We start from the raw sequence: 24,007 nt of genomic DNA, 5'->3' as shown, positions 1-24,007 counted from the left end.
CGAAAACGGCTTAGAGTACCGGCATGACTCAGCCAACCGCGCTGCTGCACCACGTGGTGTTTGCAATCGGGCTCGAACGTCTCGACCAGGCTACCGATTACCTGACCGCTATCGGGTTCTGCTTCCACGCGTTCGACCACGAGGAGCTGCGTCTTGCCATCAGGCTCGATTGGGATCGCGGGTTCGAACTGATATCACCCCTGGCCGACGCGCCGACCGACGCGGGTAGCGCGGCCGACTTCCTCGCCCGTAACGGTGACGGACTGTTCTCCGTGGTCGTGCGAACCGCCGACTGCGATGCGGCCGAGCACAGCGCGAGGCGGTACGGTGCCACCGCCGATTTTCGCCAGCATGTCGAGGGCGACGGCTTCGAGGTCACCGAAGTGAAATTTCAACCGCTGTTCGGAATCCCTTTGACGCTGCTGGAGACCAACCTGCCGGACGGCCCTTCGACCTGACTGCCGAGTGGCCACTTAACGCTCAACGGTCAACTGAGAAGCGCTTACCGAGAGTCAGATGAAGTCTGATCCGCCGTCGACGTTGACGGTGGCCCCCGTTACGTAGCCATTCCGCCGCGAGGCCAGATACGCAGTGACTGAAGCAACTTCTTCGGGCAAGCCAGCGCGCCCGATGTCACTTGGATGACCGTAGGTCCTTTCGACCCACGTCATGACATGCTTTGGATCTGAGGAGTCCAGACCTTCTGCGGCGAGCGCATCGCGCAGGATCTCGGTGAAACTGGCGGTCACGATAGTGCCGGGGCACACACAGTTGACCAGTATGCCCTCGGCGCCAAGGCTTTTAGATAGGTTCTTGGTGAAGCTCGACAGCGCCGATTTGGTGGCCGTGTAGGCGACCAGGCGAGCGCTCTGGCGCTGAATCGAGTGCGCCGAGAGCGTGACGATGCGGGCCCAATCGGCCGACCGCAACATCGGCAGTGCGGCCCGCACCGAGCGCACCGCGGAGAGCGTACCGAGATCGAATGCAGCGTGCCAGTCGTCGTCGTCGAGATCTTCGAACGCACCCGCATTCGGGCCGACGGTGTGCACCAACACATTCAGGCAGTCCCAGGCAAGGCTGATCGAATTGAATGCCGCTGTGATCGACTCGGCATCCGACATGTCGACGCTGATCGTCAGAACTTCGGGAGCACCGGCACGGCGAATTTTCCTTGCGGCCGAGTCCAACGCAGCCGGGCCGCGTGCCATGATCGCCACCGAAGCGCCTTCTGCCCCGAGACTCTCGGCGATCGCCAGCCCCATGCCCTTGCTGCCCCCGGTGACCACCGCCGTTGCCCCGTTGAAGCCCAGGTCCATTCGTGCTCCTTTCCATCAGCTGTCGGTCAGAGCCGGCTGGCGCTTGATGATTCGGGGGGCGAGGTGCACTATCTCGCTGATCACCGTGGGGTAGGCGCGTGAAATGGCGATGAGGGAAAGCATGGCGTTGGCCACGTCTTCGACCGTGGACATCTCGTCGGGAATCTGCCCTTCGTGCGCCCAGGCCCGGTATAAGTGGGCCAGCAGGTCGCGATCGGCTCCGCGGAGGATCTCGGTGTCACAAGTGGGGCCGACACTGACCCGGATCACGGCGACATCGGGATGCTCGGCTCGCCACGACCGCAGGATCTCGTCGAGCGCCGCCTTGCTCGCGTGGTAGGCAGCCACACCTGCGCGAGGCCGCCCGACGTCGTGGCTCGACGCGACGATGACCACGGCGTCGTCGGCCAAATGCGGAAGTACCGCGCGCAGTACGTGGGAGGCGCCGACGGCATTGACGGCGTACGCATGCAGCCAAGTCTCCACCTCAGTCTCTTCGATCAGGGCGAACGGCACCACGGCGCTGGTGAAAACGACCGCATCGAGCTTGCCGAATTTGGCCACAACGTCACCGACGACGGATTCGATGGCGCGGGGGTTGGACACGTCGAGCTCGTGCGCCGATCCGTGCAGTTGGCCGGCCAGTTCCGCGAGGCGGTCCAGCCGCCGCGCGGCGAGCGCCACGCTGGCGCCCCGGGAATGGGCGGCAACGGCCAATGCCTGTCCGATGCCCGAGGATGCCCCGATGACCAGCATCCGTGCCCCTGCAATGCTGGAGTTCCGGTCGCTCATGAATCGCTCCCTTGGTGGCCGTGGTCGAGGCAATTCTCGCATGTGAGAATGCGGATTCTCCTACAGGGGCGGTTGGAACCAATTGACGCTCAGCTGCGCACCAGTAATCCGCTGAGCTGCTGCGCCAGCTCCACCTTCTTGATCTTTCCGGTCGCGGTGAACGGAAGATTCTGCTTTGACGTAACCCAGATCAACTTCGGCACCTTGTATGCCGAGAGTCGGCCTCTCAGTTGCATCCGCAATGACTCGCCGTCTAGCGTCGAATCACCCCGCGGCACCACCGCCGCCGCGACCACGGTTCCGTCCTCGGGGCTCTCGACGCCGACCACATACGCTTCGAGCACGCCCTCGCAGTCGGCAAGTGCCAGTTCCACTTCGCTCGGTGTGACGTTGGTTCCGCCACCCGTCTTGATCAGATCGCCCAACCGGCCGGTGAATTTGATCCAGCCGTCGTCATACTCGACTCCGCAATCACCGGTCCGGTAGTACCCGTTCGCGGTGAACACGTCCTCGCGCTCACGCTTGTAGAGGCGCTGCATCAACGAGTAGCCGCGAACCCAGATCTCACCACTCGTCCCGATCGGGACCGGTACACCGGTCTCGGGATCGACGAGGATGTGGCTGAGACCCTCGATCGAGAAGCCTCCGGTCTCGGCGCGATCGGGAGGCTGCGGCGGATACGGATCGACTCCGAGGTGATTTCCGCACAGTTCGGTCATGCCAAGGGCACTCGGTCCCTTCGGTCGCCGATCCGGCGGCACCATCGCGGGCAGGCTGGTCCGCTGCACCGAACTCAGGTCGCGCCGGGCGAAATCGGGGTGCTCGGACAACGACTTGCCCTGCTGTGGCCAACCCAGCACGGTGGTCGCGCGGTACCGCTCCATCAATGCCAACGCCTCGGCTGCATCGAACGCCGGCTGAGTGACAAGCGTGGCGCCATGATGAATCACGGCCAGCAATCCGGTGATCAACCCTCCCACCCAGAAGAACGGCATCGCGGTGAACAAGACGGTGTCGGCGATGACGCCGTATTGGGCGGTCAGGTTATAACTGTGGCGAACCAACGTGCCCTGGGTGTGCACAGGGGCCTTGGGGTCACCGGTGCTGCCCGAGGTGTAAATGATCATCGCCTCGTCGGCGGGGGTTACGCAGGACTCGACATCGAGAAGGAAATCGGCATCGATGCCCGCCGGTAGTTCCTTGTCTTCGAATGCCGTCGCCCAGGACCGATCACACGGTCCCCACACCCCGATCGTGCGCAGAAAAGGTATCTTGCGCAGGAGGATGCGGCCCGGTTCACGCTGTTGCGCGAGACCCGGTAACGCCTCCTCGAGCCGCTCGACGAAATCGTGGTTGCGAAAGGCCGACCATGCCAAGACCGCTTTCAGGTCGGCGTGACGGGCCGTCCAGGCCAATTCGGACGCCTTGTAGAACGTGTTGAGTGGAACAGCGACGGCACCGATCCGGGTGGCCGCGAACCAGGCGAGCGCCCATTCCACGCTGTTGGGCATCAGAATCCCGACGTGGTCGCCCTTTCCGATGCCCTCGGCGAGCAGCGTCATCGCCAATCGCGACGATCGCATTTCGAGATCGGCGTACGTCAGCACCTGCCCGTCGGCGATGAGGAACGGCTTGTCGCCGAAACTCGCCGCGCACGATCTCACCAGTCGCGGGATCGTGGGGATGATGGTCGGGAAGGGCATGGTGGTCGGGATCCTCGTGGGATGTTCATTGGGCCTCAACAGGATAGTTCCCTTTTCGTCAAACGAGAACACCGGTTCTCGGGAATGCCATTGTCGAACTACACTGCAAACCATGGCGCCGGACCGTCTGGATCGGATCGAGTCCAGTTTGGCGATCAGTCAGCTGCCGAGCCGCTATGCCATGGCGCTGGACGCCCGCGACGTGGACGCGTTGGTGGCGCTTTTCGTCGACGATGTCGACGCGGGCACGCAGGGTCGCGGCCGGAATGCGTTGCAGCGCTGGTATGACCGGGTTCTGCGGCGGTTTTACCGCAGCATCCACCTGATCTGCGGGCACGAGTTCGACTTCATCGACGCTGATCATGCGACGGGATCGGTGTACTGTCGCGCGGAGCACGAGGACGGCGACGGGTGGTACGTGATCACGATGCGCTACGACGACGTGTACGAACGACGTGACGGTCGGTGGTACTTCGTCAAGAGGCGTGAGCATCCGTGGTACTCCGTGGACGTGACCGAACGGCCCGGGCCGGAGTTCATCCGGTGGCCGACGGACGTACCGCTTCGCGCGGCCATGCCGCAGCGGATGCCGAGTTGGCGAGCGTTCTGGGAGCACGGAGATCCCGAGCAACCCGGGCGGCTCTCGCGCCGGCCGTAGCCCGTTTACAATGCAAAGCGAAAGTGACATTCTCATTTACGTAAATGACAGTTATCTCAAGGTGGGAGGGCGTCATTTCCGACGACGACAAGGTGCTCCGCGGAGTTCGTGTGCTGGAGGTCGCCGCGTGGACGTTCGTGCCCTCGGCCGGCGCGGTACTCGCAGAATGGGGCGCAGAAGTCATAAAGGTCGAGCCGCGTGACGGCGGTGATCCGCAGCGCGGCCTGGTCACGATGGGGATCGTCGACGCGGGCGGCGGCTCGATCAACTACATGATCGAAATCCCGAACCGGGGAAAGAAATCCATCGGGGTGGATCTGAGCACGCCGGGCGGCCAGGAAGTGGTGCGCGAACTGGCCAGAACCAGCGATGTGTTCTTGACCAGTTACCTGCCGGAGCGTCGCAAGAAGCTCGGCATCGACGTCGAGGACATCAGAGCGGCCAACCCGAGCATCGTTTATGTGCGGGGATCGGGACACGGGCCGAAGGGGCCAGATGCCGACAAGCCTGGCTATGACGGTGTGTCCTACTGGGCGCGGGGGGGAATCGCCACTGTTCTCACCGAGGATGCCGATGAGTTGGTGCGCTCGCGACCTGCGTTCGGCGACCTGCTCGGAGGGATGACGATCGCGGGAGGGATCGCCGCAGCGCTCTACAAAAAGGCAACGACCGGGAAAGGCTCGGTGGTCGACGTTTCCCTTCTCGGGTTGGCCGCATGGAACCTCAGCCCCGACGTCGCGGTGAGCCAAATACATGGTGGTAGCGCCATTCCCAAATACGGGCACGCCGATTCACCCAACCCGCTGGTGGCGACCTACCGGACGAAAGACGGTCGTTACGTGCAGCTGATGATGCTGCAGCTCGACAAGTTCTACGCCGAGGCGATGCGGGTTATCGGCCTTCCCGAGTTGGTGGACGATCCGCGATTCGCCGATCCCGCATCGCGGTTCGAGAACCGAGTCAGTCTGGTCGCGCTGCTCGACGAGGCGTTTGCCAAGCGCACGCTGGCCGAATGGCGCGAGGCTCTGGCGGTGCTCTCGGGGGCCTGGGGAATCGTGCAGACGCCGGCCGAGCTTTGTCAGGATCCCGCCGTCGTCGCGAACGGCTACGTCGCACACACCCGAACAGTCAACGGCGTGCCATTCTCACTGCCCGTCAACCCCGTTCAATTCGACGAACAGGCGGTCATCCCGCCAGGCGCACCCGAGCACGGCCAGCACACCGAGGAAGTGCTGATGGATGCCGGCATCGACTGGGACATGATCACGAAGTACAAGGAATCCGGGGCGATCGTGTGAGCTCAGCGATCTCCGTCGAATTCGACCCGTTCTCAACCGAATTCTTCAACGGGGCTTATGACACCTATCGACGGCTTCGCGACGAGGCGCCCATCTACTACAGCGCGAAGTGGGATTTCTGGGCGCTCACCCGGTACGAGGATGTAGCACCCGCGACGAAAGACCACGAAACGTTTTCATCGGCCAAGGGTGCGACACTGGACATGGTCAAGGCCCATGACGACGCCATCCCGGTGCCCAAGGTGATCATCTCCATGGACCCACCCGAGCACCAGAAGATGCGCAGGCTGGTCAGCAATGTGTTCACTCCGCGGGCGATTTCCGCGTTGGAAGACATGGTGCGCGACAAGGTTTATGAGCGCATCGAGGCGTTGAATCCCGCCGCCTTCGACGTCGTCGCCGACTTCTCGGCCCTGTTCCCCAACGAGGTCATCACGGCGATGCTCGGCGTGCCGAAGCAGGACCGCGATCAGATCCGCGTCTGGCTGGATTTGCTTCTAGAGCGCCATCCCGGCGAGATCGCCACCACCAAGCGGGGATACCAGGCGTCGGTGAACACGGGCCTGTATTACTACGACCTGGTGCAGCAGCGTCGGGCCCACCCCGAAGACGATATGATCAGCCGTTTGATCGAGACGGAGATCGAACGTGACGGCGTGGTGGAGAAGCTGACCGACGTCGACATCACCGGCTTCGCAACCATGCTCGGCGGGGCGGGCGCCGAAACGGTCACCAAACTGGTAGGCAACGCGATGGTCGCTTTCGCAGACTTTCCCGACCAGTGGCGCAAGCTTCGCGACGACCGAAGCAAGATCCCCGCCGCGGTGGAGGAGCTGCTGCGCTACGAGGCTCCCTCGCAATATCAGGTTCGGACCGCCACGCGCGACGTGACGTATTACGGGACAACGATCCCGGCCGGCGGTGCGGTCATACTAGTCACGGGTTCGGCGACACGTGACGAGCGAATGTTCGATGATCCCGACCGGTTGGACATCGATCGAGAGCGCAAGATGGGCTTCAACCTCGCGTTCGGCTACGGCATACACAGTTGCCTCGGTGCGGCACTGGCCCGCATGGAGAGCCGCATCGCACTTGACGCGCTGTTGGACCTGCTTCCCGAGTACGAAGTCGACCGCGACGGGCTGCAGCGCGTGGCAATGGCGAATGTCTGTGGCTGGTCAAATGTTCCGGTGCGCAGGGTTGGCTAGGGCCAGACGTTTAGCGCCGTCGCCCGTGGCCGTCGACGAACCCATTGACGACATAGGTCCTCACGAATTCGGCGACCGCGTCGTCGTCACGCATGTCGATCGTTGGCGACGGAGTCGTGAACAGCGAGAACAGGATCCGTGCGAACCATTCGGTCGCAGTGGGGATGTCGAGATCATTTCGGACCTCGCCGGTGAGCCTGGCGGCGGATACGTAGGGCGCCAGGAATTCCGTGCATTCCTTCAGAAGCATGGCCGCGTTCTTCGTCATCATCAGGCTGACTTCCGCCTCGTCGAAGTACGCCTCCGGCTCGACGACCCTGCGTGCCTGGGTGACGAACACGGCGGCCTCCACGAGCCGACCCTCCAGGGTGCTACCGCCGCGACGGTCGATCGCCTTGGCCATGTTGCGGTAGAACCGCTGCGAAGCCGCCTCGGCGCAGGCCTCGACGATTGTCTCCTTGTCCCGGAAGTATTCGTAGAAAGTGCTGCGGGACACATCGGCGGCCCGCGCGATATCGACGATGGTCGTCTTCGCCAGGCTCTGGGTCCGAAAGCACGCGAAGGCCGCCGCGATGATGGCAGCGCGGGTGTCGGTCGCGGTTGCCTGCGTCATGGAGGCCCCTTTCTAGCTGCCTCTGAGAGTAGCGGTGCTGCGGCTCACCTGTCGGGCGCGAGGATCAGTCCGCTGGTCGGGACGCCGGTGCCCGAGGTGACCAGCACGTGTTCGACGTGATCGACCTGGTTGTGGGACGTGCCGCGTACCTGTCGCACTCCCTCCGTGATCCCGTTCATCCCGTGGATGTAGGCCTCGCCCAGCAGGCCGCCGTTGGTGTTGATCGGCATCCGCCCGCCCAGTGAAAGCTCGTCGATCGATACGAAATCTTTGGCCTCGCCCCGCCCGCAAAATCCGAGTTCCTCGAGTTGGGTGAACACAAACGGAGTGAAGTGGTCGTAGAGGAACGCCGTCGATATGTCATTCGGTTTCAGTCCGGAGTCACGCCACAGCTTGTTGCCGACCACCCCCATTTCGGGTAGCCCGGTAATCTCTTCGCGGTAGTAACTCGTCATCACCTCGCCGTCGTAGGCCGCGCCTTGGGCGGCCGCGGTGATGACGGCGGGCGGCTTGGGCAGATCCCGCGCCCGCTCGACGCTGGTCACCACCATCGCGACGCCGCCGTCACTTTCCTGGCAGCAATCCAGCAGGCGCAGCACCGGTTCGATGATCCAGCGTGACTCCTGGTGCTGCTCAAGGGATATCGGCTTGCCAAAAAACCAGGCATCCGGATTGTTGGCGGCGTGTTTGCGATCGATGACGGAGATTTTGCCGAAATCGGCGTTGGTGACCCCGTAGGTCGACATGTACCGCTGAGCGTGCAAGGCGACCCATGCGGCCGGCGTGATGAACGCGAATGGCGCGTAGGGAGCCATCCACAACGGGGTCACACCGGGTTGGCGTCCAGCGCCGCCGAACCGGAAGCCGGAGCGCTCGTTGAACGCTCGGTAGCACACCACCGCCTCGGCTGCGCCGGTCGCGACGGCCATGGCAGCTTGCATCACGGTGCCCGCCGCCGCTCCGCCGCCGTGCGGCACCCTGGTGAAGAACGTGAGGTTCTCGATGCCGACGTTGCGGGCGACTTCGATCTCCTCGTTCTCGTCGACGGTGAACGTCACCATGCCGTCGATATCGCGGGGCCGCAGGCCGGCATCGTCGATCGCCGTCTTGACTGCCTCGCAGGCGAGCTGCATTTCGGTGCGACCGGACGCCTTGGAGAACTCGGTCTGGCCGATACCGGCGAGGGCCGTTTTCCCGCCGATGCCGCCGCTCATACATCGACCCCGTCGAGCAGGCTCAGCTTCGCCGTGCCGGAGACATGGGTACCGAGGCTGTTGGTGCCCGTGAAGGTGACCTCGACCAAGCCCTCGCCGTTGGCCGGCGACTTGTCGGTGACGCTGCCTTCGAAGTGCAGCGGATCGTTCGGGTAGGCGGGCACACCGAGGCGAATGGACAGCCTTTTGACCATCGCCTCCGGTCCGGCCCAGTCGTGCAAAAACTTCACGCATAGCCCGTTGGTGGTCAGGATGTTGAGGAAGATGTCCTTGGAGCCTTGGGAATTGGCGAAGTCGCGATCATGGTGCACCGGCATGTAGTCACGCGAGGCGATGGCGCCGGCGACGATCAGCGTGGTGGTCACGGGCACGTCCATCGGTGTGACCTCGTCACCGACATTGATGGTGTTCCACGCCAGAGTCGTGGTGCGCCTGATGGTGGAGGTCATTTGCCGCTTCCTTCCGGGTATGCGTTGCCGAGCCGGGCCAGTTGCTGCGAGGCCGAGCCGAGTGCGAGTTCGTTCTGTTTGGCCCAAAGGAAATAACGGAATAACGGGTAGGTGATGTCGATTCCCATGCCGCCGTGCACCTGCTGGGCCGAGGCGGCGACCCGGGCGCCTGCCTCGGCGGCCCAGAACTTGGCGATGGCGGCCTCCCGATTGGCCGGTCGTCCTTGGGCGATCAACCATGCCGCGTGCCATGTGGTCCACCGGATGGCTTCGACGTCAATGAAAGCGTCGGCGAGGCGCTGCTGGACGGCCTGGAAGGATCCAATGGGGCGGCCGAACTGTTCACGCTCGCTGGTGTACGCGGCCGCTAGTTTCAAAGCCCTTTCCACAACGCCGATTTGGATCGCGCACAGGCCGACGAGGGCCCGGGTGTAGAGCGAGTCGACGATGTCCCCGTCGTCATGCTCGGTGAGCCGTTGGCCGGTCGCGCCGGTCAAACCGATATCGGCGTGGGGTTCACCGTTGGTGGTGGGGACCGGTGTGATTCTCACGCTATCGGTTCCGGTGTCGACGATGAATAGCCCCGGACCGTCCTCGGTCTGGGCCGACACAATTACGGCCGATGCAAGTTGCGCCGCGGGCACCAGCTCCTTCTCACCGTCGAGCCGCCACGTGTCGCCGTCGAGTCGTGCGGTGGTACGCGGTGCGGTCGGAGAGGAGTTGCCCGGCTCGACGAGCGCCGCGGTGAGGATCGTGCTGCCGTCGACCACGCCGGGTAGATACCTTTGCTGCAAAGCGGAATCACCGTGTCGCGCAATGGTGTCCGCGCCCAGAACGAGTGTGGCGTAGACAGGTACGGGCGCGACACTGAATCCGACCTCGCTGAGCAGCACGCCCAATTCCAGGAATCCGCCGCAGCTCCCGCCCGCGGATTCGGGTAGTGCGATGCCGAGTAGGTCGGCGGCCGCGAGTTCGTTCCACAGTCCCGCGTCGTAGCGCACGTCGCCGGACTCCAGTTCGGTCAGATGCTCGGGCGTGGCGCGGTGCTCGAACAGCTGACGCGCCACTTTACCGACGGTCTCTTGTTCCTCGGTGAAAGTGAAATCCATTAGTCCAACCGCCTTCGGTCAGCCGGCCGGCCGGAATTGGTGCAGCACCAACTCGTCGCCGCTCGGCAAGGCTTCGAAGGTCTCGTAAAAGACCTCGACGGGCATCCCGACCTCGATGGCGGCGGGTTCGATGCCGCAGAGGTTCGAGACGACGCGTACGCCCTCGTCGAGCTCGATGAGCGCCACAACGTACGGGTACTGCAGGAATGGCAGTGGCGGATAGTGCGGCATCACGAAGCTGTACACCGTGCCGCGACCCGACGCCACGACGTAGTTCCATTTCAGTGACTGGCACTTGCCGCACATCGGCCGTGGCGGAACACGTAACGTCTGGCAGTTTGCGCAGCGCTGGATGCGAAGTTCGTTGTCTTTCAAGCCCGACCAGAAGAATTCGGTGTCCGGGCTGATGGAAGGGGCGAGTCTGCTGGCCATCAGCTTCCCGTCTTGAATCGCAGGGTGCGGAACCACTGACGTCCGATGATGTCGCCGTCTTGATCGCGGTAGGTGGTCACCCAGGTGACGAAGAAGCCGTTGCCCATCGCGGTCTCCTTTTCGTCAGAGATCGAGTCAAAGACCGTCTCGGCGGTGATCTGGTCTCCGACCCGGGGATAGCGTTCGATCTCGAACTCGGAGTTCGTCGCGATGATGCCGGTGTAGCCGGCGTCGGACAGGAACTGCAGCGGGTTGCTCTTGATCTCGATCGGCACACCGCCGCGCTCGAGAATCCCCGCCAGTTTCGGCGGTGGCATCGTCCAGCTCTGCAGCATCACCGGCGACGAGACCAAGCCGCCGTATCGAGAGTTCTGCGCGAACTCCTCATCGAGGTACGCCGGGTTCATGTCGTCCAACGCGTGCGCCCAGTGCCGGATCATTGCGGTGTTCACCGGATCTGGCGCGTGAGCGGGTCTGCCGACCCCGTCGGTGGGTGTGCCGATCAACGCGTCGAGGTGCTGGCGCAGTTCGTCTTTGGTCAATTCGGTCATAGGTGTCGACACTCCTTTCAGGAGGCTCGCATGTCGCGGGGTGCGCGCGGCATCCCGAGGCCGGCCATGGCGATGATGTCGCGCTGCAGTTCGTTGGCGCCGCCGCCGAATGTGTTGATGACGGCGAATCGGTAGGCACTCTCCAGCTCGCCCTCGAGGGGAGCCGACGCCTCCTTGCGCAGGCCCGCCTGGCCCACAACGTCGAGCAGCTCGCGGGCCACCTGCTGGGTGAGCTCGGTACCGAAAACCTTTGCGGCCGACGCCTCGCCCATGCCGAGCGCACCGGAGCTCATGTTGGTGTTCACCTGTAAGTTGAGCAGCCGGTAGGCCGCGACCTGTGCCTCCACTCGCGCCAATGCCTGTTGCACCCACGGCTGGTCGATGACGAACCCGTCGTCGAGCTCAGTCGTCTTGGCCCACTCCAGCGTCTTGGCGAACAGTGGCTCCAGCGCACCGAGATTGCCCAGTGCCGCACGCTCGAGATTCAGCTGATTGGTGACCAGCTTCCAGCCCTGGTTCTCGCCGAGGACGATGGCGCTCTCGGGTACGCGCACATCGTCGTAGAAGGTGTAGTAGGTCGAGACGCCAGGCATAGTGCGCAGTGGTTTCCAGGAGAAGCCCGGGGAGTCGGTGGGCACGATGAATACCGTGATGCCCTTGTGCTTCTTGGCTTCTGGATCGGTGCGGGCGGCCAGCCAGATGTAGTCGGCGAACTCCGCGCCGCTGGTGAACATCTTGGAGCCGTTGATCACGAACTCGTCGCCGTCACGCACGGCGCTGGTCCGCAATGAGGCCAGATCACTACCGGCCCCCGGCTCCGAGTAGCCGATCGCGAAGTCGACGGAGCCATTGAGGATCGCGGGAAGGAACTTACGCTTCTGCTCCTCGGTTCCGTACTGGATGAGAGTAGGACCGACAGTGTTGAGGGTGACAAACGGCAGAGGTGCATGCACCCGCCGCGCCTCCTCGCCGAAGATGTACTGCTCGAGCGCAGTCAGTCCGCTGCCGCCGTACTCGACCGGCCATGCGACGCCGAGCAACCCGGCCTCGCCGAGCGCGCGGCGCGCCTCGGTGACTGCGGCGCCGCCCTCCATCTGTCCGGTGACTGCGGCGCGTCTCTCGGGCGTCATCACCTTCTCAAGGCGCTTCCGGTAGTCCTTGCGAAGCTGTTCCTGTTCGGGGGTGTAGTCGAAATCCATCAGACGCCCGCTCCCATCCGTACCGGCATGCGCTTGACGCCCGGCACCATCGTGGCGCGCAGCCGCGTCACATCGCCGGTCAGTTCGATGCTCGGATAGGCGCCCAGCAACACCTCGAACATCACCCTCGCCTCCAGCCGTGCCAGTTGCGCGCCGAGACACGCGTGTTCGCCGGCGCCGAATGCTATGTGGGGATTGGGGTTCCGGGTGATATCGAATTCCTCGCTGGTTGGGCCGAAGATCTCCTCGTCGCGGTTAGCCGCCCCGTAGAGCATGACCACCGTTTCACCCGCCTTGATCTGTTGGCCACGGATCTCGACGTCCTCGGTGGCTTCGCGTGCCATGTGGGTCACCGGGCTGGTGAACCGCAGCATCTCTTCGACTGCCAGCGGCAGAAGCTCGGGCTTCGAGCGAAGCAGCGCGAACTGATCGGGATGGTCCACCAGCGCCAGTGTGCCCAGCGCGATGAGGTTGCGTGTCGTCTCGTTGCCCGCCACCAGCAGCAGAAAGGAGAAGTTGAGTAGGTCCGCATCGGTGAGGCGCTCGCCGTCCACCTCGGCCGCTGCCAAAATGGACAGCAGGTCGTCCTGCCCGGTGACCTTGCCAGAGCGCCGCGCGTCGATCAGTTTGGTGAAGTACTCGTACAGCTCGCCGAGTGCGACCAGGTTGTCCATCTCGATATCGGGATCGGCGGTACCCACCGCCGCGTCCGACCATGTGCGGAACCGCTCCCAGTCCTCGGGCGGTGCGCCGAGCATCTCCGCAATCATCCGGGTCGGCAGCGGCGCGGCAATCTGCTCGGCGAACTCATAGTCCTGTGATGGGTCGACATCGTCGAGAATGCCCTTGACGATCTCACGCACCTTGGGTTCCAGCAAACTGACTTGCCGCCGGGTGAAACCAGAGTTGATCAGCTTGCGCAGCTGCCGGTGCCGTGGCGGATCGGTGAAGATCAGGTTCCCCTCCTGCACCGGGCTGGGCATCGCGGGATCCGGGATCGAGATGCCCTTCGTCGACGTGAAGGTCATCGGGTGGCCGGAGACGTGGCGGATGTCCTCGTACTTCGTCAGGGCCCAGAACTTGGTGACGTCGTTCCAGACCACCGGCGTGCTATTGCGCAGTTCGCGATAGCCCGGGTACGGATCGCCGGCGTAGTAGTCCGGAGAGTGCAGTGGCAACGTGGACGTCGGTCTGGAGGTGGAGTCAGTGGGCACTGCTGGCCTTCCTCGACACACGGGGGATCGGACAGTTAATTCGGATATGTCCGGTAATGCTGTGTCTACAGCACAGGTGTCGCCGATGTCAATCGCCATTCGCCCCGCTAAACGCCGAGAACATTGACGCCCGTGCATCATCAGGTGTACATAATTGAAGAATTGTCGGACACCTCGCATCGAGATCGGGGCGACACCGTACAGTTCGGCGACCAACCGGGAAGGTCCAGTGACGTGATGGCCGAATCGAGCCTGGTGGACAGGTACGGCGTCTATATCGATGGCGGTTGGGTCGAACCGGACACCGGACGATATGACGTCGTCAACCCGGCGACAGAGTTGGTGATTGCCTCGGCGCCGGATGCCGGGGTCGCGCAGGTCGAGCAGGCCATCGGTGCCGCGCGCACCGCCTTCGATTCCGGGCCGTGGGCCGTGGCGGATCCAGCCGAGCGGTCTCGCTGCCTCCAACAGCTCAGCGACGCGCTGCTCGCCCGAGGCGACGAGATCTACGCGCTGGCGCAGGCTGAGTGGGGCTGCACAGCAAACGAGCGCTTGATCCATGTGGAGGGCCCCGCGTTCATGGTCGGCCATGCCGCAGAACTCGCGCTCGAGCCGGCTGAGGCCCCGATGGACGCGTGGGGCGCGGCGGGCACCACCCTGTTGCGTTACGAGCCGCTCGGGGTGGTCGCGGCGATGACGCCGTGGAACTTCCCGCACACGCTGAACGTGATGAAGCTGGGAGCCGCGCTGGCCGCGGGCAACACGCTTGTCCTCAAGCCCTCGCCGTTGACACCGCTGGCCGGTCTCGCACTGGCGCGGCTGATCGACGAGGAGACCGACATTCCACCTGGCGTCGTCAACGTCGTCACTCCGAGCAGTGTGGAGGCCAGCAGGATCTTGACCGTCGATCCCCGCGTCGACATGGTCACCTTCACCGGAAGTTCGGCCGTCGGTCGCGACGTGATGGCCGGTGCCGCAACCTCAATGAAACGGATCCTGCTCGAGTGCGGCGGCAAGTCGGCGAGCATCCTGCTGGACGATGTCGATCTGACTGACGAATTGTTCGAGCGGCTGCTCTTCGAAGGCTGCACGATGCACGCAGGTCAGGCGTGCATCTTGAACAGTCGTCTGGTGGTCCCCGACAAGCTGCACGACGATGTCGTCGACCGGCTGGCCGAGCTGGCTCGCAACGTCACGGTGGGAGACCCGACCGACGAGGCCACCGGCATGGGTCCGCTGATCAGTCGCCAACACCTGGACAGGGTCGAGGGTTTCGTCAGGCGCGCGGAAAGCGACGGGGCCAAGATTGTCGCCGGCGGCAGGCGGCCGGCCGGACTCGACCGCGGTTTCTATTTCGAGCCCACGGTTTTGACGGATGCCACCGCGGAGTCGTTTATCGCGCAGGAGGAGGTGTTCGGGCCGGTATTGACGGTGCTGCGATACCGCGACGACGACGAAGCGGTCGGCATCGCAAACGATTCGGCCTACGGGCTCGGTGGCGCGGTCTGGGGCACCGACATCGAGCGCGCGGTCGGACTTGCGCGACGGATCAGGACCGGTCAGGTCTCGATCAACGGCACGATACCCGGCGACGCGCCCTTCGGCGGGTTCAAGCAGAGCGGAATCGGGCGCGAAGGCGGCGTCATGGGGCTGCGGGCATACATGGAACCCAAGGCGATCGGAGTGCCTGCGTGACGGGGTCCCTGTCCGGGCTGCGGGTGGTCGAGGTCGGAACCGATATTTCGGCGCCGTATTGCACGAAATTGCTCGTCGATCTGGGCGCCGACGTATACAAGGTTGAGTCGCCGACGGGGGATCCGCTGCGAAGGTGGGGGCCGTCGGGCGGATTGTTTGAGTATTTGAACGCTGGAAAGCACGGGCTGACTATCGATCTCGAGGCGCATCCCGATGCGCTCGCTGAGTTTATTGCTCACGCAGACGTGGTCGTCGAGGATCTGCCGGCCGGATCGGCCGACAGGTTCAACTGGGGACTCGACCGTGACGCTCTCCAACGCCTCAATCCGAATCTCGTGGTCGTCCGGATCTCCGACTACGGCCAGGAGGGCCCGCGCCGGAATCGCCAATCGACATCGCTGACCCTGCAGGCCGCGTCGGGCTGGGTCAACACTCGCCAACTCGGCCGGACGCCGGTACAGGCCGGCGTCCGCATCCCCGAGTACATCGCGGGCAGCTACGCCGCGCTCGCGGCGCTGACGGCCCTGCGGGTTGCCGATGCCGGTCTTGAGCGGGTGATCGAGGTCGATGTCTCGGCGTTCGAGTCGCTCTTGTCCACCTTGGCGTATCCGATGCTGATGGCCGAACGCTTGAAAAGCCTTGGTCTTCCGCCGAATTCAAAGGCGGGTCCGATGCTCGGCATAGTGCGTGGCGCCGACGGCTGGATCGGGATCAACTGCTTGACGGGACAGCACTGGCTGGACGTCTGCGCGATGGTAGGACTGCCGGAGTTCGGAGATCACCAGATAGCCATCATGTTGGGCGGTCCCGAACGCGAGGAGTTCTTCGCGAAGGCGCAGCCGTGGCTCGATTCGATGACCGTGGCCGACCTGGTCGAGTTGAGCCAGGCAATGCGAATCCCCGCCGCGCCGGTCAACGACGCAGCATCCATCCTGGACTGTCCCCAGTACCGCGAGCGCGGCTTCTTCATCGAAAGCGAATCGGAAGGCCAACGCTTCCTGCGACCGGGCGCACCGTTCCGCTTGGTCCGCACGCCGGTTGAGCCACCGAAGCCAGCCCCGCGGCTCGGAGACGTAGCTGCGGCTCCATCGCAGGACCAACGGACGGCGCCCCCCGTGTCTGAAGTTGACAATGCGACAATGCCATTCGCAGATCTCAAGGTTTTCGACCTGAGCACATTCTGGTCCGGCGCCTACCTCACCTGCTATCTGGGCGCATTCGGCGCTGATGTGGTGAAGGTCGAGTCGATCCAGCGTCCGGACGGTCACCGATATTCGGGCTCGCTGCTGCGCAGCACCGATGACTGGTACGAGATAGGGCCGATGTGGCAGGGCACCAACCTCAACAAGCGAGATATCACCTTGAATCTCAGCACCGAAGCCGGCCGCGAATTGGCCCTGAAGCTCGCCGCCGAAGCGGACGTCGTGGTGGAGAACTTCTCGCCGCGCGTGGTCGAGCAGTTCGGCCTGGATTATGCCTCGCTGGTGAAGGTGAATCCGGATGTCGTCATGGTCCGCATGCCGGGCCTCGGCCTCGAAGGCCCCTGGCGCGATTACGTCGGGTGGGCGCTGAACTTTGAGCAGATATCGGGGATGTCGGCGGCCACCGGTTACCCCGACGGCCCACCGTGCAACCTGCAGGGGCCTGCCGATCCGATCGTGGGTGTACACGCCACCGTCGCCCTGCTGGCCGCGCTCGAGCACAAACGCAGAACCGGTGAAGGCCAACTGATCGAGGTCGCGCAGATCGAGGTCGGCGCGGCGGTGACCGCCGAGCCGGTCATCGAATACTCACTGACCCACCAGTTGCGCCAACGAGAAGGGAATCGACACCGCTGCTACGCACAAGGCGTCTATCCGGCCAGTGGCGATGACGAGTGGGTCGCCGTTTCGGTGCGTGATGATGCCGACTGGGCCGCCGTCGTCGACGCCATCGGTCGTCCTGAACTGAACGAGGATCCGCGGTTCGCCTCACCGGAGGCACGGCTGCACAACCACGACGCGTTCGACGAAGTGCTCGCCCGGTGGACTGCGCGCCGAACATCAGACGAGGCCGCCGACCGTCTGCGGCGGGGCGGAGTACCCGCGGAGCGGATACTCACCGCGGACCGCATGTACGACATCGACCAGCTCCAGGTGCGCGGCTTTTACGAGGAGCTCGAGCATCCACTCTCTGGCCGACATCGGTTCCCGGGCTGGCCGTTTCGGATCACGCCGGGACCGCGGCGTCATCACCGTGCACCGTCGCCGACGCTCGGTCAGCACAACGACGAGGTGCTGGGCGCTCTCGGTCTGTCAGATGACGAGCTGACGAAACTGCGCGACGATCAGATTATCGGCGAGCGGCTGCTGAACGCGTAGGTTCAGGCATCGACCATGGCCGCGATGGTGTCGACCACACATGCCGGTCGGTCGGACCCCTCAACCTCGACGGTGACTCGCACGGTGGCCCGCCCACCCTTGTCGTTGCGTTCCACCTTGATCAGTTCGGCGCCGGCGCGGATGCGCGAGTCGACGGGCACCGGGGCGGGGAAGCGAAGCTTGTCAGAACCGTAGTTGACTTGCATCGACAGTCCCGTCACCTGGTAAATCTGTTGCACCAGAATGGGAACCAGCGACAGGGTGAGATATCCGTGCGCGATCGTCCTACCGTATGGGCCGTTGGCCGCCCGCTCCGCGTCGACATGAATCCATTGGTGGTCACCGGTCGCCTCGGCGAACAGGTCGATTTCCTTCTGGGTGACCTCGTGCCACCCGCTGTAGCCGAGGTGCTCGCCGACGTGCGATTCGAAGCCGGAGATGCCCTCGTAGACCGTGGGCATGGACTGCGTCATGCTGGGACCTTGAGTCCCAACTGCTCAATGGCGTTGCCGCCCATGATCTTCGCCTTCGCGGCATCGGAGATGCCGTCGAGCCGGTCGACAAAGCTCAACGGGTCGCCGATGCCCTCGGGGTGGGGAAAGTCGGAGCCGAACATCACGTGATCCTCACCCATGATGTCGACGATCCCCTTGACGTCGTCCTCGAGGAACGGGTGGATGTAGATGTTGCGTTTGAACACCGCGACAGGGTGCTCGTCGAACTCCTTGGGCATGATCTTGTACGCGGTGTTGAGCTGTTCGAGAAGATTGCGTACCCACCCGCTGCCGTTCTCGACGCAAAATATCTTCAAGTCGGGGAAGCGGGACAGTGCACCGTGGCAGATCATCGCGGCCAGGGTGTCCTCGATGGCGCGGTGGCCCATCACCACCTCGCGCAGTGCGCTGGGCTTGAACGAGAGGTACTCGTCGCCGCCCTCCCATTCCATCAGGTGCTTCTGGTATCCGCTATCCGACGCATGCATGGTCACCGGAATACCGGCCTTGACGACTTCTTCCCAGAACGGGTCGAACTCGGGCAGACCCATAGACCGCGAGCCGCCGAAGCGGCTGGGCACCGGAGCGGGGCGAACCAAGAACGTCTTCATGCCCCGCTCGAGGCACCAGTGCAGCTCCTTGATGGCCTCGGCGACCAGGGGCAGGCAGACGACGGGCGTCGCGAAGATGCGGTTGTGATAGTTGAACGTCCAGTGTTCGTGCATCCACTCGTTGAGGGCATGGATGATGGCGTGGGTTAGTACGACGTCGTCGGTGGTGCGCTCCTCGATGAGGCTGGCGAGGGTGGGGTACATGACGCATTGATCAATGCCGAGCTCATCCATCAGCTCCAACCTGGGAGCCGGGGACTGGTAAGCGGGGATGACATTCATTGCCTCACCGATGAACTCGCGGAAGTTGAGCCCTTCTGGATTGTTGCCCAGGAAGTAATCCTCGGCGCTGCCCGGCCTCGCCACCCGCTCGAACGTCGGGTTGGGGATCATGTGGCTGATGTGGTCCTTGACGACAAGCTTGGGCCGGCCGTTGACCTCGACGTAGCCGACCTTGCCTTTGTGTTCCTTGGGCAGGTACTTGGTGAGCGCGTCCGTCGTCTCGTACATGTGGTTGTCGATGTCGAAGACCGGATACGGCAAGGACCGGGTAGACATGTGACGGATCCCTCCAGAGCAGCGAATATGGCCGTTTACGCTTTGTGGAAACGACGTTATCACCAACGCCCCGCAACATCTATGCGGGGTCATGTCCTACAGAGATCGTTCCACGCGTTCACGACTGCTTCGGTAGTGGTCACGGTGGCCAGGAGGGCCAACGTGTTGTCGATGATCGATTCCGCGTAGTCGCGCGGGTAACCGCTCACCGCATCACGCGGAAGCACGAACTGATAGCTGCGATTGACCGCGTCCATCACGAAGTTCTGAATCGCGATGTTGACCGAAACGCCTACGCCCACGATCGTCTGGATACCGAGGTTGCGCAGCACCGAGTCGAGGTCGGTGCCGGTCATCGGTCCGACACCGTGCGTGCGGTTAAGGACCAGATCGCTTGGTTCCGGACCGAACTCAGGCAGCACCGAGGCGCCGGGGCTACCCGGGGTCAAATCGGCGGCGAATGACTTGCCCGCCATGAACAGCCTGGCGTTGGTATTGGACCCGCGATTGTCCGGGCGCTTTTGCATGACGCAGTGCACGACCGAAACGCCGGTCGCGCGTGCCGCCTTGAGGAGCGCGGCGATGTTGGGTATCGCCTCCCGTCTGGCTTCCTCCGCCAGCATCGGCAGGCCGGCCTGAGGGCCGATCACTCCGCCTTGGCATTCCTGGGTGACCAGGGCGGTCGTTGCGGGTGTCAACAGATCGAGCAGGCTGGGTTGCGGCATGAGAATAGACGTTATCGTGTGTGAGAACGTAATTTCCAGTCACGGACCGCTGGGAGGTACATGGACGCCTGGGAGCTCGATATCCGCGAGTCGGTGCGCCAGACGCTCGCCGACTACACCGCCGCCACCGACCGGTTCGATCTGCGCGGTCTCGCCGTCTGCTTCACGCCGGACGGCGTCCTCGAGTTCACCGGCGGAGCGCAACCGCTCACCGGTCCTGCGGCGATCGAGGCGGGGCTCGGTGCTGCCATGTCCAAGGATCCCGACCCGGCGAGACGGGTGCCGACTCATGTGCGCCATCATGTTTCGAGCATTCGGTTTGGTCGCGTCGCCACGGACCGTGTCGAGGTCAGTAGCTATTTCGCCGTCCACACCGACATCGGCCTCGACCATTGGGGACGCTATCGCGACGTCCTCGTCCCGCTGGACGGGCGGTGGTTGTTCGCGCATCGTCGTATCAGCGTCGACGCCTTTGCTGCCGACAGCCTCATGCGATGAACTTCTCGGCGAAAGCGTGCGCGTGGTCGATGAACTCGGCCCGGGTGGCTCCCTGGGGCGCGATGGTCAGCCAGGTCACGCCCATCGCCTCCAGCTTCGCGATCGTGGCGTGCCGTTCGTCGGTCGATATGCTGTCGTCGAGCAGGTTGCCTGCCGAGAAACAGATGTCCAGCGGCTCCGTGCGGCCGATCTCAGCCGCGTGCTTCTTGGCCCACACGATGGCCGCCGCCAGTTCCTCCAGCGTCGAGATTTCCGCGGTCCGTGACGCGGCGGCGTAGCCGAACGTGTTGAACGGCGCCCACCCCTGGGCGCGGGCAACCGCACGGCGGACGGCGGGCCTGCTGTTGCCGCCGACCCAAATCGGGGGTGGGGTCGCCGGTACTGGATAGAGTCGCACACCTCGAGCCGCGAACGAGCTGCCCTCGTACGCGACATCGTCGCCGGTGAGCACCTTGTCCAGCACGTCGAGCGCCTCGTCGAGCAAAGCCCCGCGGTTGTCGAAATCGATTCCAAGCGCCCTGAATTCGGGTTTGAGGTAACCCGCGGCGGTACCCAGTATCAGCCGACCGCCGGAGAGGACGTCCAGGCTCTGGATCGACTTCGCGCCCAGAAAGGGATTGCGGTAGGCCGCGATGTAGACGTTGGTGAGCAGCTTCACCTCCGTGGTGGCGGCCGCCGCGAACGACAGCGCGACGAACGGGTCCAGGGCGTGGTGTCCGCCGTGGTCGAGCCATTTCGCGTCGGGGGCGGGGTGATCGGTGACGTGCACGGCGGCGAAGCCGCTCGCCTCGCCGACCCGGGCGATTTCGGATATCGCGTCGGCGGTGACGAATTCAGTTACGGCGTCTACCCGCTGGGTGGGCAGTTCGAGGGAGTACGAGATGGTCACGTTCGTCCTTTCATGGTGCGGCTAAGGCTGCCAAGCGTTGGGCATGGTGGTCGGGGCTGCCGAAGATCAGCTCGGTGGCCTTGGCGCGCCGAACGTAGAGGTGTGCGTCGTGTTCCCAGGTAAACCCGATTCCGCCGTGGATTCGCATGTTGTCCAAGGCGACTTGCAGAAAGGCCTCCGAGCAGGCCATCTTCGCCACCGACGCGGCAATCGGCAGGTCGCTGCCGTCGGCGGATTCCGCAGCGTGGACGGCGGCGGAGCGAGCGCCCTCGACGAGCACCAGCATGTCCGCGCACCGGTGCTTGACGGCCTGAAAGCTGCCGATGGCGCGCCCGAACTGAACTCGCTCCTTGGCGTAGCCCACGGCCATATCGAGGCAGCGTTGGGCGCCGCCAACCTGCTCGGCGGCCAGCGCGGCGATCGCGAGGTCGCACGTGCGGGCCAGGCCCGCGGCAGCGTCCCCATCGGTTCCGATCAATCGTGCGGGGACGTCGTGGAACCGTAGGCGTGCGACCTTGCGCGTGCGGTCGAGCGTGGCGAGCGGTTCACGCGTCAGCCCGTCGGCGTCCGCCGCGACCGCGAACAGTGATGTGCCTGCGCTCGTATTCGCCGCGGCGAGAATGACATCGGCGGTATGGCCGTCGAGGACGAGATCCGCATCGCCATGAATCCGATGACCGGTGCCACCGGCGCGTGCAGTCAGTGTGACGGCTTGCGGCTCCCACGCATCGAGGCCGCCGTTGAGGATCGCCGTCGCGGTCATGGATCCGTCGACGAAACGCGGTAGGTAGTCGCCCATCGCGACGGTATCGCCGCTACAGAGGATCGCTTGCGTGGCGAGTGCGACGGTGGAGAAGAACGGCGCACACAACAGGGCGGCGCCCATCTCCTCGAACACGACCGCGAGTTCGGCCAAGGTGGCACCCGCACCGCCGAACTCCTCGGGAACGGCGATGCCGTGCAGCCCCAGTTCGCCGGCCATCTGATGCCACACCGATTCGTCATATCCCTCCGCGGTGGACATGAGGTCGCGTACCCGGCCGGACGGCGAGGCGGCCTCCAGGAACTCCCGCACCGCCTGTCGGAGTTCGTCGGCTTCGCTCATCCTGGTTCCTTCGGTGTGGGTCTGCCCGGCCCGACCCGGGATAGGCATTGCCGGGAAAGGATAGTATCTTTTCTGAAATAGGAGAATCACCATTCTCGCATGAAGGAGCCGCGCGGTGACGACGAAACTCGACTACGGGATCATCGACTGCGACACGCATTGCTACGAGACGCGTGACGCGTTTACTCGATACCTGCCCAAGGAGTTCCAGAATCGCGCGATCACCACCGTTCGGGGAGCCGACGGGGTCGAGGTAATCCTCGCCGGCCATCGTGTCGCAACCTTCAACAGCGAAGGGGGGCTGGGGCTGGACGTCGCATACCGCCCCGGATCGCTGAAAGAGATGCTCAGGCAGATGGGATCAGGCAACCCAGAGGAGTCCTACGAGCCCCAACCCATGCAGCCCGAGTACATCGAGCGGTCAGCACGGCTCGCGGTGATGGGGAAGCAGAACGTCGAGCGGATGGTCATCTACCCGAGCGGCATGGCCCTGGCTGCCGAGCACTACGTCGACGACACCGCGGCGCTATACGCAAATCTCCGGTCCTTCAATCGATGGTTCGACGAGGAATGGGGGTTCAACTACCAGGACCGCATATACGCGACCGGGCTGCTTTCACTTCGCGACCTCGACTCGGCCATCCGCGAAACCGACGCCTTGATCGCGCAGGGCGCGAAGTTTGTCATGTTGCCGACGGGACCGGCATACGGCAGATCTCCCGGCGATCCCCACTTTGATCCGATTTACGCCCGGCTTCAGGAAGCCGGCTGCGTCCTCGTGTTCCACATCATGCCCTTCTGGTACTTCGATGCGATCTCGCCTGCCTGGGGGCACTGCGCAGATCCTGCCTCGTGGCACATGTCGGCCTGGCAGTGGATGAACGTCTACGGCCAACGCCCGATCGAGGACACCCTCTCAGCGCTGATCTTCGACAACCTGTTCGGCCGCTTTCCCGGCTTGAACGTGCTTGTCGCCGAACACGGTGCAGAGTGGGTGCCCTTCTTCACCAAACACATGGACAAGAGCCGCGGCATGGGCCGAAATGGTCCATGGATCGGCGGGAAACTGACGGAAAAGCCGTCTGCCATCTTCCGCCAGCACGTCCGGGTGGTGCCGTATCCCGAGGACGATACGCCCGCGATCGTCGCCAGCTTGGGCTACGACGACTGTCTGGTGATGGGCTCCGATTACCCGCATGCGGAAGGACTGGCCGAGCCTGCTGACTTCGTCAAGTTGCTCGACCCGCTCGACGATGCCACCAAGAAACGGATAATGCGTGACAACGCTGAGCATCTCATTGGGCGGAGCTAGACGC

At 64.0% G+C, this 24,007-nt stretch carries 24 protein-coding genes; 8 read left to right on the top strand and 16 right to left on the bottom strand.

The genetic code is table 11. The features are described from left to right. Window positions 1-23 precede the first annotated feature (23 nt). On the top strand, window positions 24-458 hold the full coding sequence (locus A5756_RS24840; protein ID WP_066958575.1) for a hypothetical protein: 435 nt from the start codon (window positions 24-26) through the stop codon (window positions 456-458). Between the two features lie 54 nt (window positions 459-512). Here A5756_RS24840 and A5756_RS24835 read toward each other — a convergent pair whose 3' ends face one another. The 3 genes from A5756_RS24835 to A5756_RS24825 form a co-directional block, all read right to left on the bottom strand. Beyond that, complete coding sequence (locus A5756_RS24835) at window positions 513-1,316, bottom strand: SDR family NAD(P)-dependent oxidoreductase (protein WP_066958573.1); 804 nt, start codon at window positions 1,314-1,316, stop codon at window positions 513-515. A 15-nt stretch (window positions 1,317-1,331) separates the two neighbouring features. After that, on the bottom strand, window positions 1,332-2,108 hold the full coding sequence (locus tag A5756_RS24830; RefSeq protein ID WP_066958571.1) for an SDR family oxidoreductase: 777 nt from the start codon (window positions 2,106-2,108) through the stop codon (window positions 1,332-1,334). Between the two features lie 89 nt (window positions 2,109-2,197). Further along, the gene (locus A5756_RS24825; protein WP_066958704.1) at window positions 2,198-3,811 is read right to left on the bottom strand and encodes a class I adenylate-forming enzyme family protein; all 1,614 of its coding nucleotides are present in this window, start codon (window positions 3,809-3,811) and stop codon (window positions 2,198-2,200) included. A gap of 127 nt (window positions 3,812-3,938) precedes the next feature. Between A5756_RS24825 and A5756_RS24820 the strand changes: the two genes are divergently transcribed. Genes A5756_RS24820 through A5756_RS24810 form a run of 3 tightly spaced genes read left to right on the top strand, consistent with a single transcriptional unit; the run spans window position 3,939 to window position 6,975 of the window. Next, window positions 3,939-4,469 (top strand): nuclear transport factor 2 family protein, encoded by a 531-nt coding sequence (locus tag A5756_RS24820; protein WP_066958702.1) that lies wholly within the window; start codon window positions 3,939-3,941, stop codon window positions 4,467-4,469. 44 nt (window positions 4,470-4,513) lie between these two features. Continuing rightward, on the top strand, window positions 4,514-5,767 hold the full coding sequence (locus A5756_RS24815) for a CaiB/BaiF CoA-transferase family protein (RefSeq protein WP_066958569.1): 1,254 nt from the start codon (window positions 4,514-4,516) through the stop codon (window positions 5,765-5,767). Beyond that, window positions 5,764-6,975, top strand: coding sequence for a cytochrome P450 (locus A5756_RS24810; RefSeq protein WP_232001826.1), 1,212 nt, complete (start codon window positions 5,764-5,766; stop codon window positions 6,973-6,975). Before A5756_RS24815 ends, A5756_RS24810 begins: the two co-directional genes overlap by 4 nt. A 10-nt stretch (window positions 6,976-6,985) precedes the next feature. Here A5756_RS24810 and A5756_RS24805 read toward each other — a convergent pair whose 3' ends face one another. The 8 genes from A5756_RS24805 to A5756_RS24770 are packed head-to-tail and all read right to left on the bottom strand — an operon-like array spanning window position 6,986 to window position 13,714. After that, the gene (locus tag A5756_RS24805; protein WP_066958567.1) at window positions 6,986-7,588 is read right to left on the bottom strand and encodes a TetR/AcrR family transcriptional regulator; all 603 of its coding nucleotides are present in this window, start codon (window positions 7,586-7,588) and stop codon (window positions 6,986-6,988) included. A 44-nt stretch (window positions 7,589-7,632) separates the two neighbouring features. Beyond that, a complete protein-coding gene (locus tag A5756_RS24800; protein WP_066958565.1) occupies window positions 7,633-8,802 on the bottom strand; it encodes a lipid-transfer protein in 1,170 nt (389 codons plus the stop codon). After that, the gene (locus A5756_RS24795; protein ID WP_066958562.1) at window positions 8,799-9,251 is read right to left on the bottom strand and encodes a MaoC family dehydratase; all 453 of its coding nucleotides are present in this window, start codon (window positions 9,249-9,251) and stop codon (window positions 8,799-8,801) included. Before A5756_RS24795 ends, A5756_RS24800 begins: the two co-directional genes overlap by 4 nt. Then, window positions 9,248-10,360, bottom strand: a complete 1,113-nt coding sequence (locus A5756_RS24790) for an acyl-CoA dehydrogenase family protein (RefSeq protein WP_066958559.1) — start codon at window positions 10,358-10,360, stop codon at window positions 9,248-9,250. Before A5756_RS24790 ends, A5756_RS24795 begins: the two co-directional genes overlap by 4 nt. 18 nt (window positions 10,361-10,378) lie before the next feature. Next, on the bottom strand, window positions 10,379-10,792 hold the full coding sequence (locus A5756_RS24785) for a Zn-ribbon domain-containing OB-fold protein (protein WP_066958558.1): 414 nt from the start codon (window positions 10,790-10,792) through the stop codon (window positions 10,379-10,381). Beyond that, window positions 10,792-11,343, bottom strand: coding sequence for a MaoC family dehydratase N-terminal domain-containing protein (locus A5756_RS24780; RefSeq protein WP_066958556.1), 552 nt, complete (start codon window positions 11,341-11,343; stop codon window positions 10,792-10,794). The genes A5756_RS24785 and A5756_RS24780 overlap by 1 nt, the downstream gene beginning before the upstream one ends. A 17-nt stretch (window positions 11,344-11,360) precedes the next feature. Beyond that, window positions 11,361-12,542, bottom strand: a complete 1,182-nt coding sequence (locus tag A5756_RS24775) for an acyl-CoA dehydrogenase family protein (RefSeq protein ID WP_066958554.1) — start codon at window positions 12,540-12,542, stop codon at window positions 11,361-11,363. After that, window positions 12,542-13,714 (bottom strand): cytochrome P450, encoded by a 1,173-nt coding sequence (locus A5756_RS24770; protein ID WP_066958698.1) that lies wholly within the window; start codon window positions 13,712-13,714, stop codon window positions 12,542-12,544. The genes A5756_RS24775 and A5756_RS24770 overlap by 1 nt, the downstream gene beginning before the upstream one ends. A 279-nt stretch (window positions 13,715-13,993) precedes the next feature. On the opposite strand from A5756_RS24770, the gene A5756_RS24765 reads away from it, so the two are divergent. Together A5756_RS24765 and A5756_RS24760 are read left to right on the top strand one after the other, a co-directional pair. Further along, the gene (locus A5756_RS24765; RefSeq protein WP_066958695.1) at window positions 13,994-15,451 is read left to right on the top strand and encodes an aldehyde dehydrogenase family protein; all 1,458 of its coding nucleotides are present in this window, start codon (window positions 13,994-13,996) and stop codon (window positions 15,449-15,451) included. Then, a complete protein-coding gene (locus tag A5756_RS24760; protein ID WP_066958552.1) occupies window positions 15,448-17,811 on the top strand; it encodes a CaiB/BaiF CoA-transferase family protein in 2,364 nt (787 codons plus the stop codon). The genes A5756_RS24765 and A5756_RS24760 overlap by 4 nt, the downstream gene beginning before the upstream one ends. Before the next feature lie 2 nt (window positions 17,812-17,813). On the opposite strand, the gene A5756_RS24755 is transcribed toward A5756_RS24760, so the two are convergent. The 3 genes from A5756_RS24755 to A5756_RS24745 form a co-directional block, all read right to left on the bottom strand. Further along, window positions 17,814-18,284: a MaoC family dehydratase gene (locus A5756_RS24755; protein WP_066958550.1), complete on the bottom strand. Its 471-nt coding sequence runs from the start codon at window positions 18,282-18,284 to the stop codon at window positions 17,814-17,816. Then, the gene (locus tag A5756_RS24750; RefSeq protein ID WP_066958548.1) at window positions 18,281-19,474 is read right to left on the bottom strand and encodes an amidohydrolase family protein; all 1,194 of its coding nucleotides are present in this window, start codon (window positions 19,472-19,474) and stop codon (window positions 18,281-18,283) included. The genes A5756_RS24755 and A5756_RS24750 overlap by 4 nt, the downstream gene beginning before the upstream one ends. A gap of 89 nt (window positions 19,475-19,563) precedes the next feature. Continuing rightward, entirely contained in the window at window positions 19,564-20,199 is a 636-nt protein-coding gene (locus A5756_RS24745) for a cysteine hydrolase (protein WP_066958546.1), read from the bottom strand. Between the two features lie 60 nt (window positions 20,200-20,259). Here A5756_RS24745 and A5756_RS24740 point away from each other — a divergent pair, with 60 nt between their 5' ends. Next, window positions 20,260-20,697 (top strand): nuclear transport factor 2 family protein, encoded by a 438-nt coding sequence (locus tag A5756_RS24740; protein WP_066958543.1) that lies wholly within the window; start codon window positions 20,260-20,262, stop codon window positions 20,695-20,697. Here the strand turns inward: A5756_RS24740 and A5756_RS24735 are convergent. Further along, entirely contained in the window at window positions 20,687-21,586 is a 900-nt protein-coding gene (locus tag A5756_RS24735) for a TIGR03619 family F420-dependent LLM class oxidoreductase (protein WP_066958541.1), read from the bottom strand. The genes A5756_RS24740 and A5756_RS24735 overlap by 11 nt on opposite strands. 10 nt (window positions 21,587-21,596) lie before the next feature. Further along, entirely contained in the window at window positions 21,597-22,691 is a 1,095-nt protein-coding gene (locus A5756_RS24730) for an acyl-CoA dehydrogenase family protein (RefSeq protein ID WP_066958539.1), read from the bottom strand. A gap of 115 nt (window positions 22,692-22,806) precedes the next feature. On the opposite strand from A5756_RS24730, the gene A5756_RS24725 reads away from it, so the two are divergent. Beyond that, window positions 22,807-24,003 carry an amidohydrolase family protein gene (locus tag A5756_RS24725; protein WP_066958537.1) on the top strand — a complete coding sequence of 399 codons (1,197 nt, stop codon included), beginning with the start codon at window positions 22,807-22,809 and terminating at the stop codon, window positions 24,001-24,003. The last annotated feature ends 4 nt before the right edge of the window (window positions 24,004-24,007 follow it).

The sequence above is a fragment of the Mycobacterium sp. 852002-53434_SCH5985345 genome, assembly GCF_001667155.1.
In the GTDB taxonomy this organism is placed as follows: domain Bacteria; phylum Actinomycetota; class Actinomycetes; order Mycobacteriales; family Mycobacteriaceae; genus Mycobacterium.
Note: the sequence above shows the minus strand (reverse complement) of the source record. Positions and strands in the feature narration are given on the sequence as shown.

Bases quoted from the DNA above. Each gene is read 5' to 3' on its own strand.
- A5756_RS24790 (WP_066958559.1), bottom strand. From the start codon at position 10,360: ATGGATTTCACTTTCACCGAGGAACAAGAGACCGTCGGTAAAGTGGCG.
- A5756_RS24765 (WP_066958695.1), top strand. From the start codon at position 13,994: ATGGCCGAATCGAGCCTGGTGGACAGGTACGGCGTCTATATCGATGGC.
- A5756_RS24780 (WP_066958556.1), bottom strand. From the start codon at position 11,343: ATGACCGAATTGACCAAAGACGAACTGCGCCAGCACCTCGACGCGTTG.
- A5756_RS24745 (WP_066958546.1), bottom strand. From the start codon at position 20,199: ATGCCGCAACCCAGCCTGCTCGATCTGTTGACACCCGCAACGACCGCC.
- A5756_RS24805 (WP_066958567.1), bottom strand. From the start codon at position 7,588: ATGACGCAGGCAACCGCGACCGACACCCGCGCTGCCATCATCGCGGCG.
- A5756_RS24815 (WP_066958569.1), top strand. From the start codon at position 4,514: ATGACAGTTATCTCAAGGTGGGAGGGCGTCATTTCCGACGACGACAAG.
- A5756_RS24800 (WP_066958565.1), bottom strand. From the start codon at position 8,802: ATGAGCGGCGGCATCGGCGGGAAAACGGCCCTCGCCGGTATCGGCCAG.
- A5756_RS24785 (WP_066958558.1), bottom strand. From the start codon at position 10,792: ATGGCCAGCAGACTCGCCCCTTCCATCAGCCCGGACACCGAATTCTTC.
- A5756_RS24755 (WP_066958550.1), bottom strand. From the start codon at position 18,284: ATGACGCAGTCCATGCCCACGGTCTACGAGGGCATCTCCGGCTTCGAA.
- A5756_RS24750 (WP_066958548.1), bottom strand. From the start codon at position 19,474: ATGTCTACCCGGTCCTTGCCGTATCCGGTCTTCGACATCGACAACCAC.
- A5756_RS24835 (WP_066958573.1), bottom strand. From the start codon at position 1,316: ATGGACCTGGGCTTCAACGGGGCAACGGCGGTGGTCACCGGGGGCAGC.
- A5756_RS24795 (WP_066958562.1), bottom strand. From the start codon at position 9,251: ATGACCTCCACCATCAGGCGCACCACGACTCTGGCGTGGAACACCATC.
- A5756_RS24730 (WP_066958539.1), bottom strand. From the start codon at position 22,691: ATGAGCGAAGCCGACGAACTCCGACAGGCGGTGCGGGAGTTCCTGGAG.
- A5756_RS24830 (WP_066958571.1), bottom strand. From the start codon at position 2,108: ATGAGCGACCGGAACTCCAGCATTGCAGGGGCACGGATGCTGGTCATC.
- A5756_RS24840 (WP_066958575.1), top strand. From the start codon at position 24: ATGACTCAGCCAACCGCGCTGCTGCACCACGTGGTGTTTGCAATCGGG.
- A5756_RS24825 (WP_066958704.1), bottom strand. From the start codon at position 3,811: ATGCCCTTCCCGACCATCATCCCCACGATCCCGCGACTGGTGAGATCG.
- A5756_RS24740 (WP_066958543.1), top strand. From the start codon at position 20,260: ATGGACGCCTGGGAGCTCGATATCCGCGAGTCGGTGCGCCAGACGCTC.
- A5756_RS24775 (WP_066958554.1), bottom strand. From the start codon at position 12,542: ATGGATTTCGACTACACCCCCGAACAGGAACAGCTTCGCAAGGACTAC.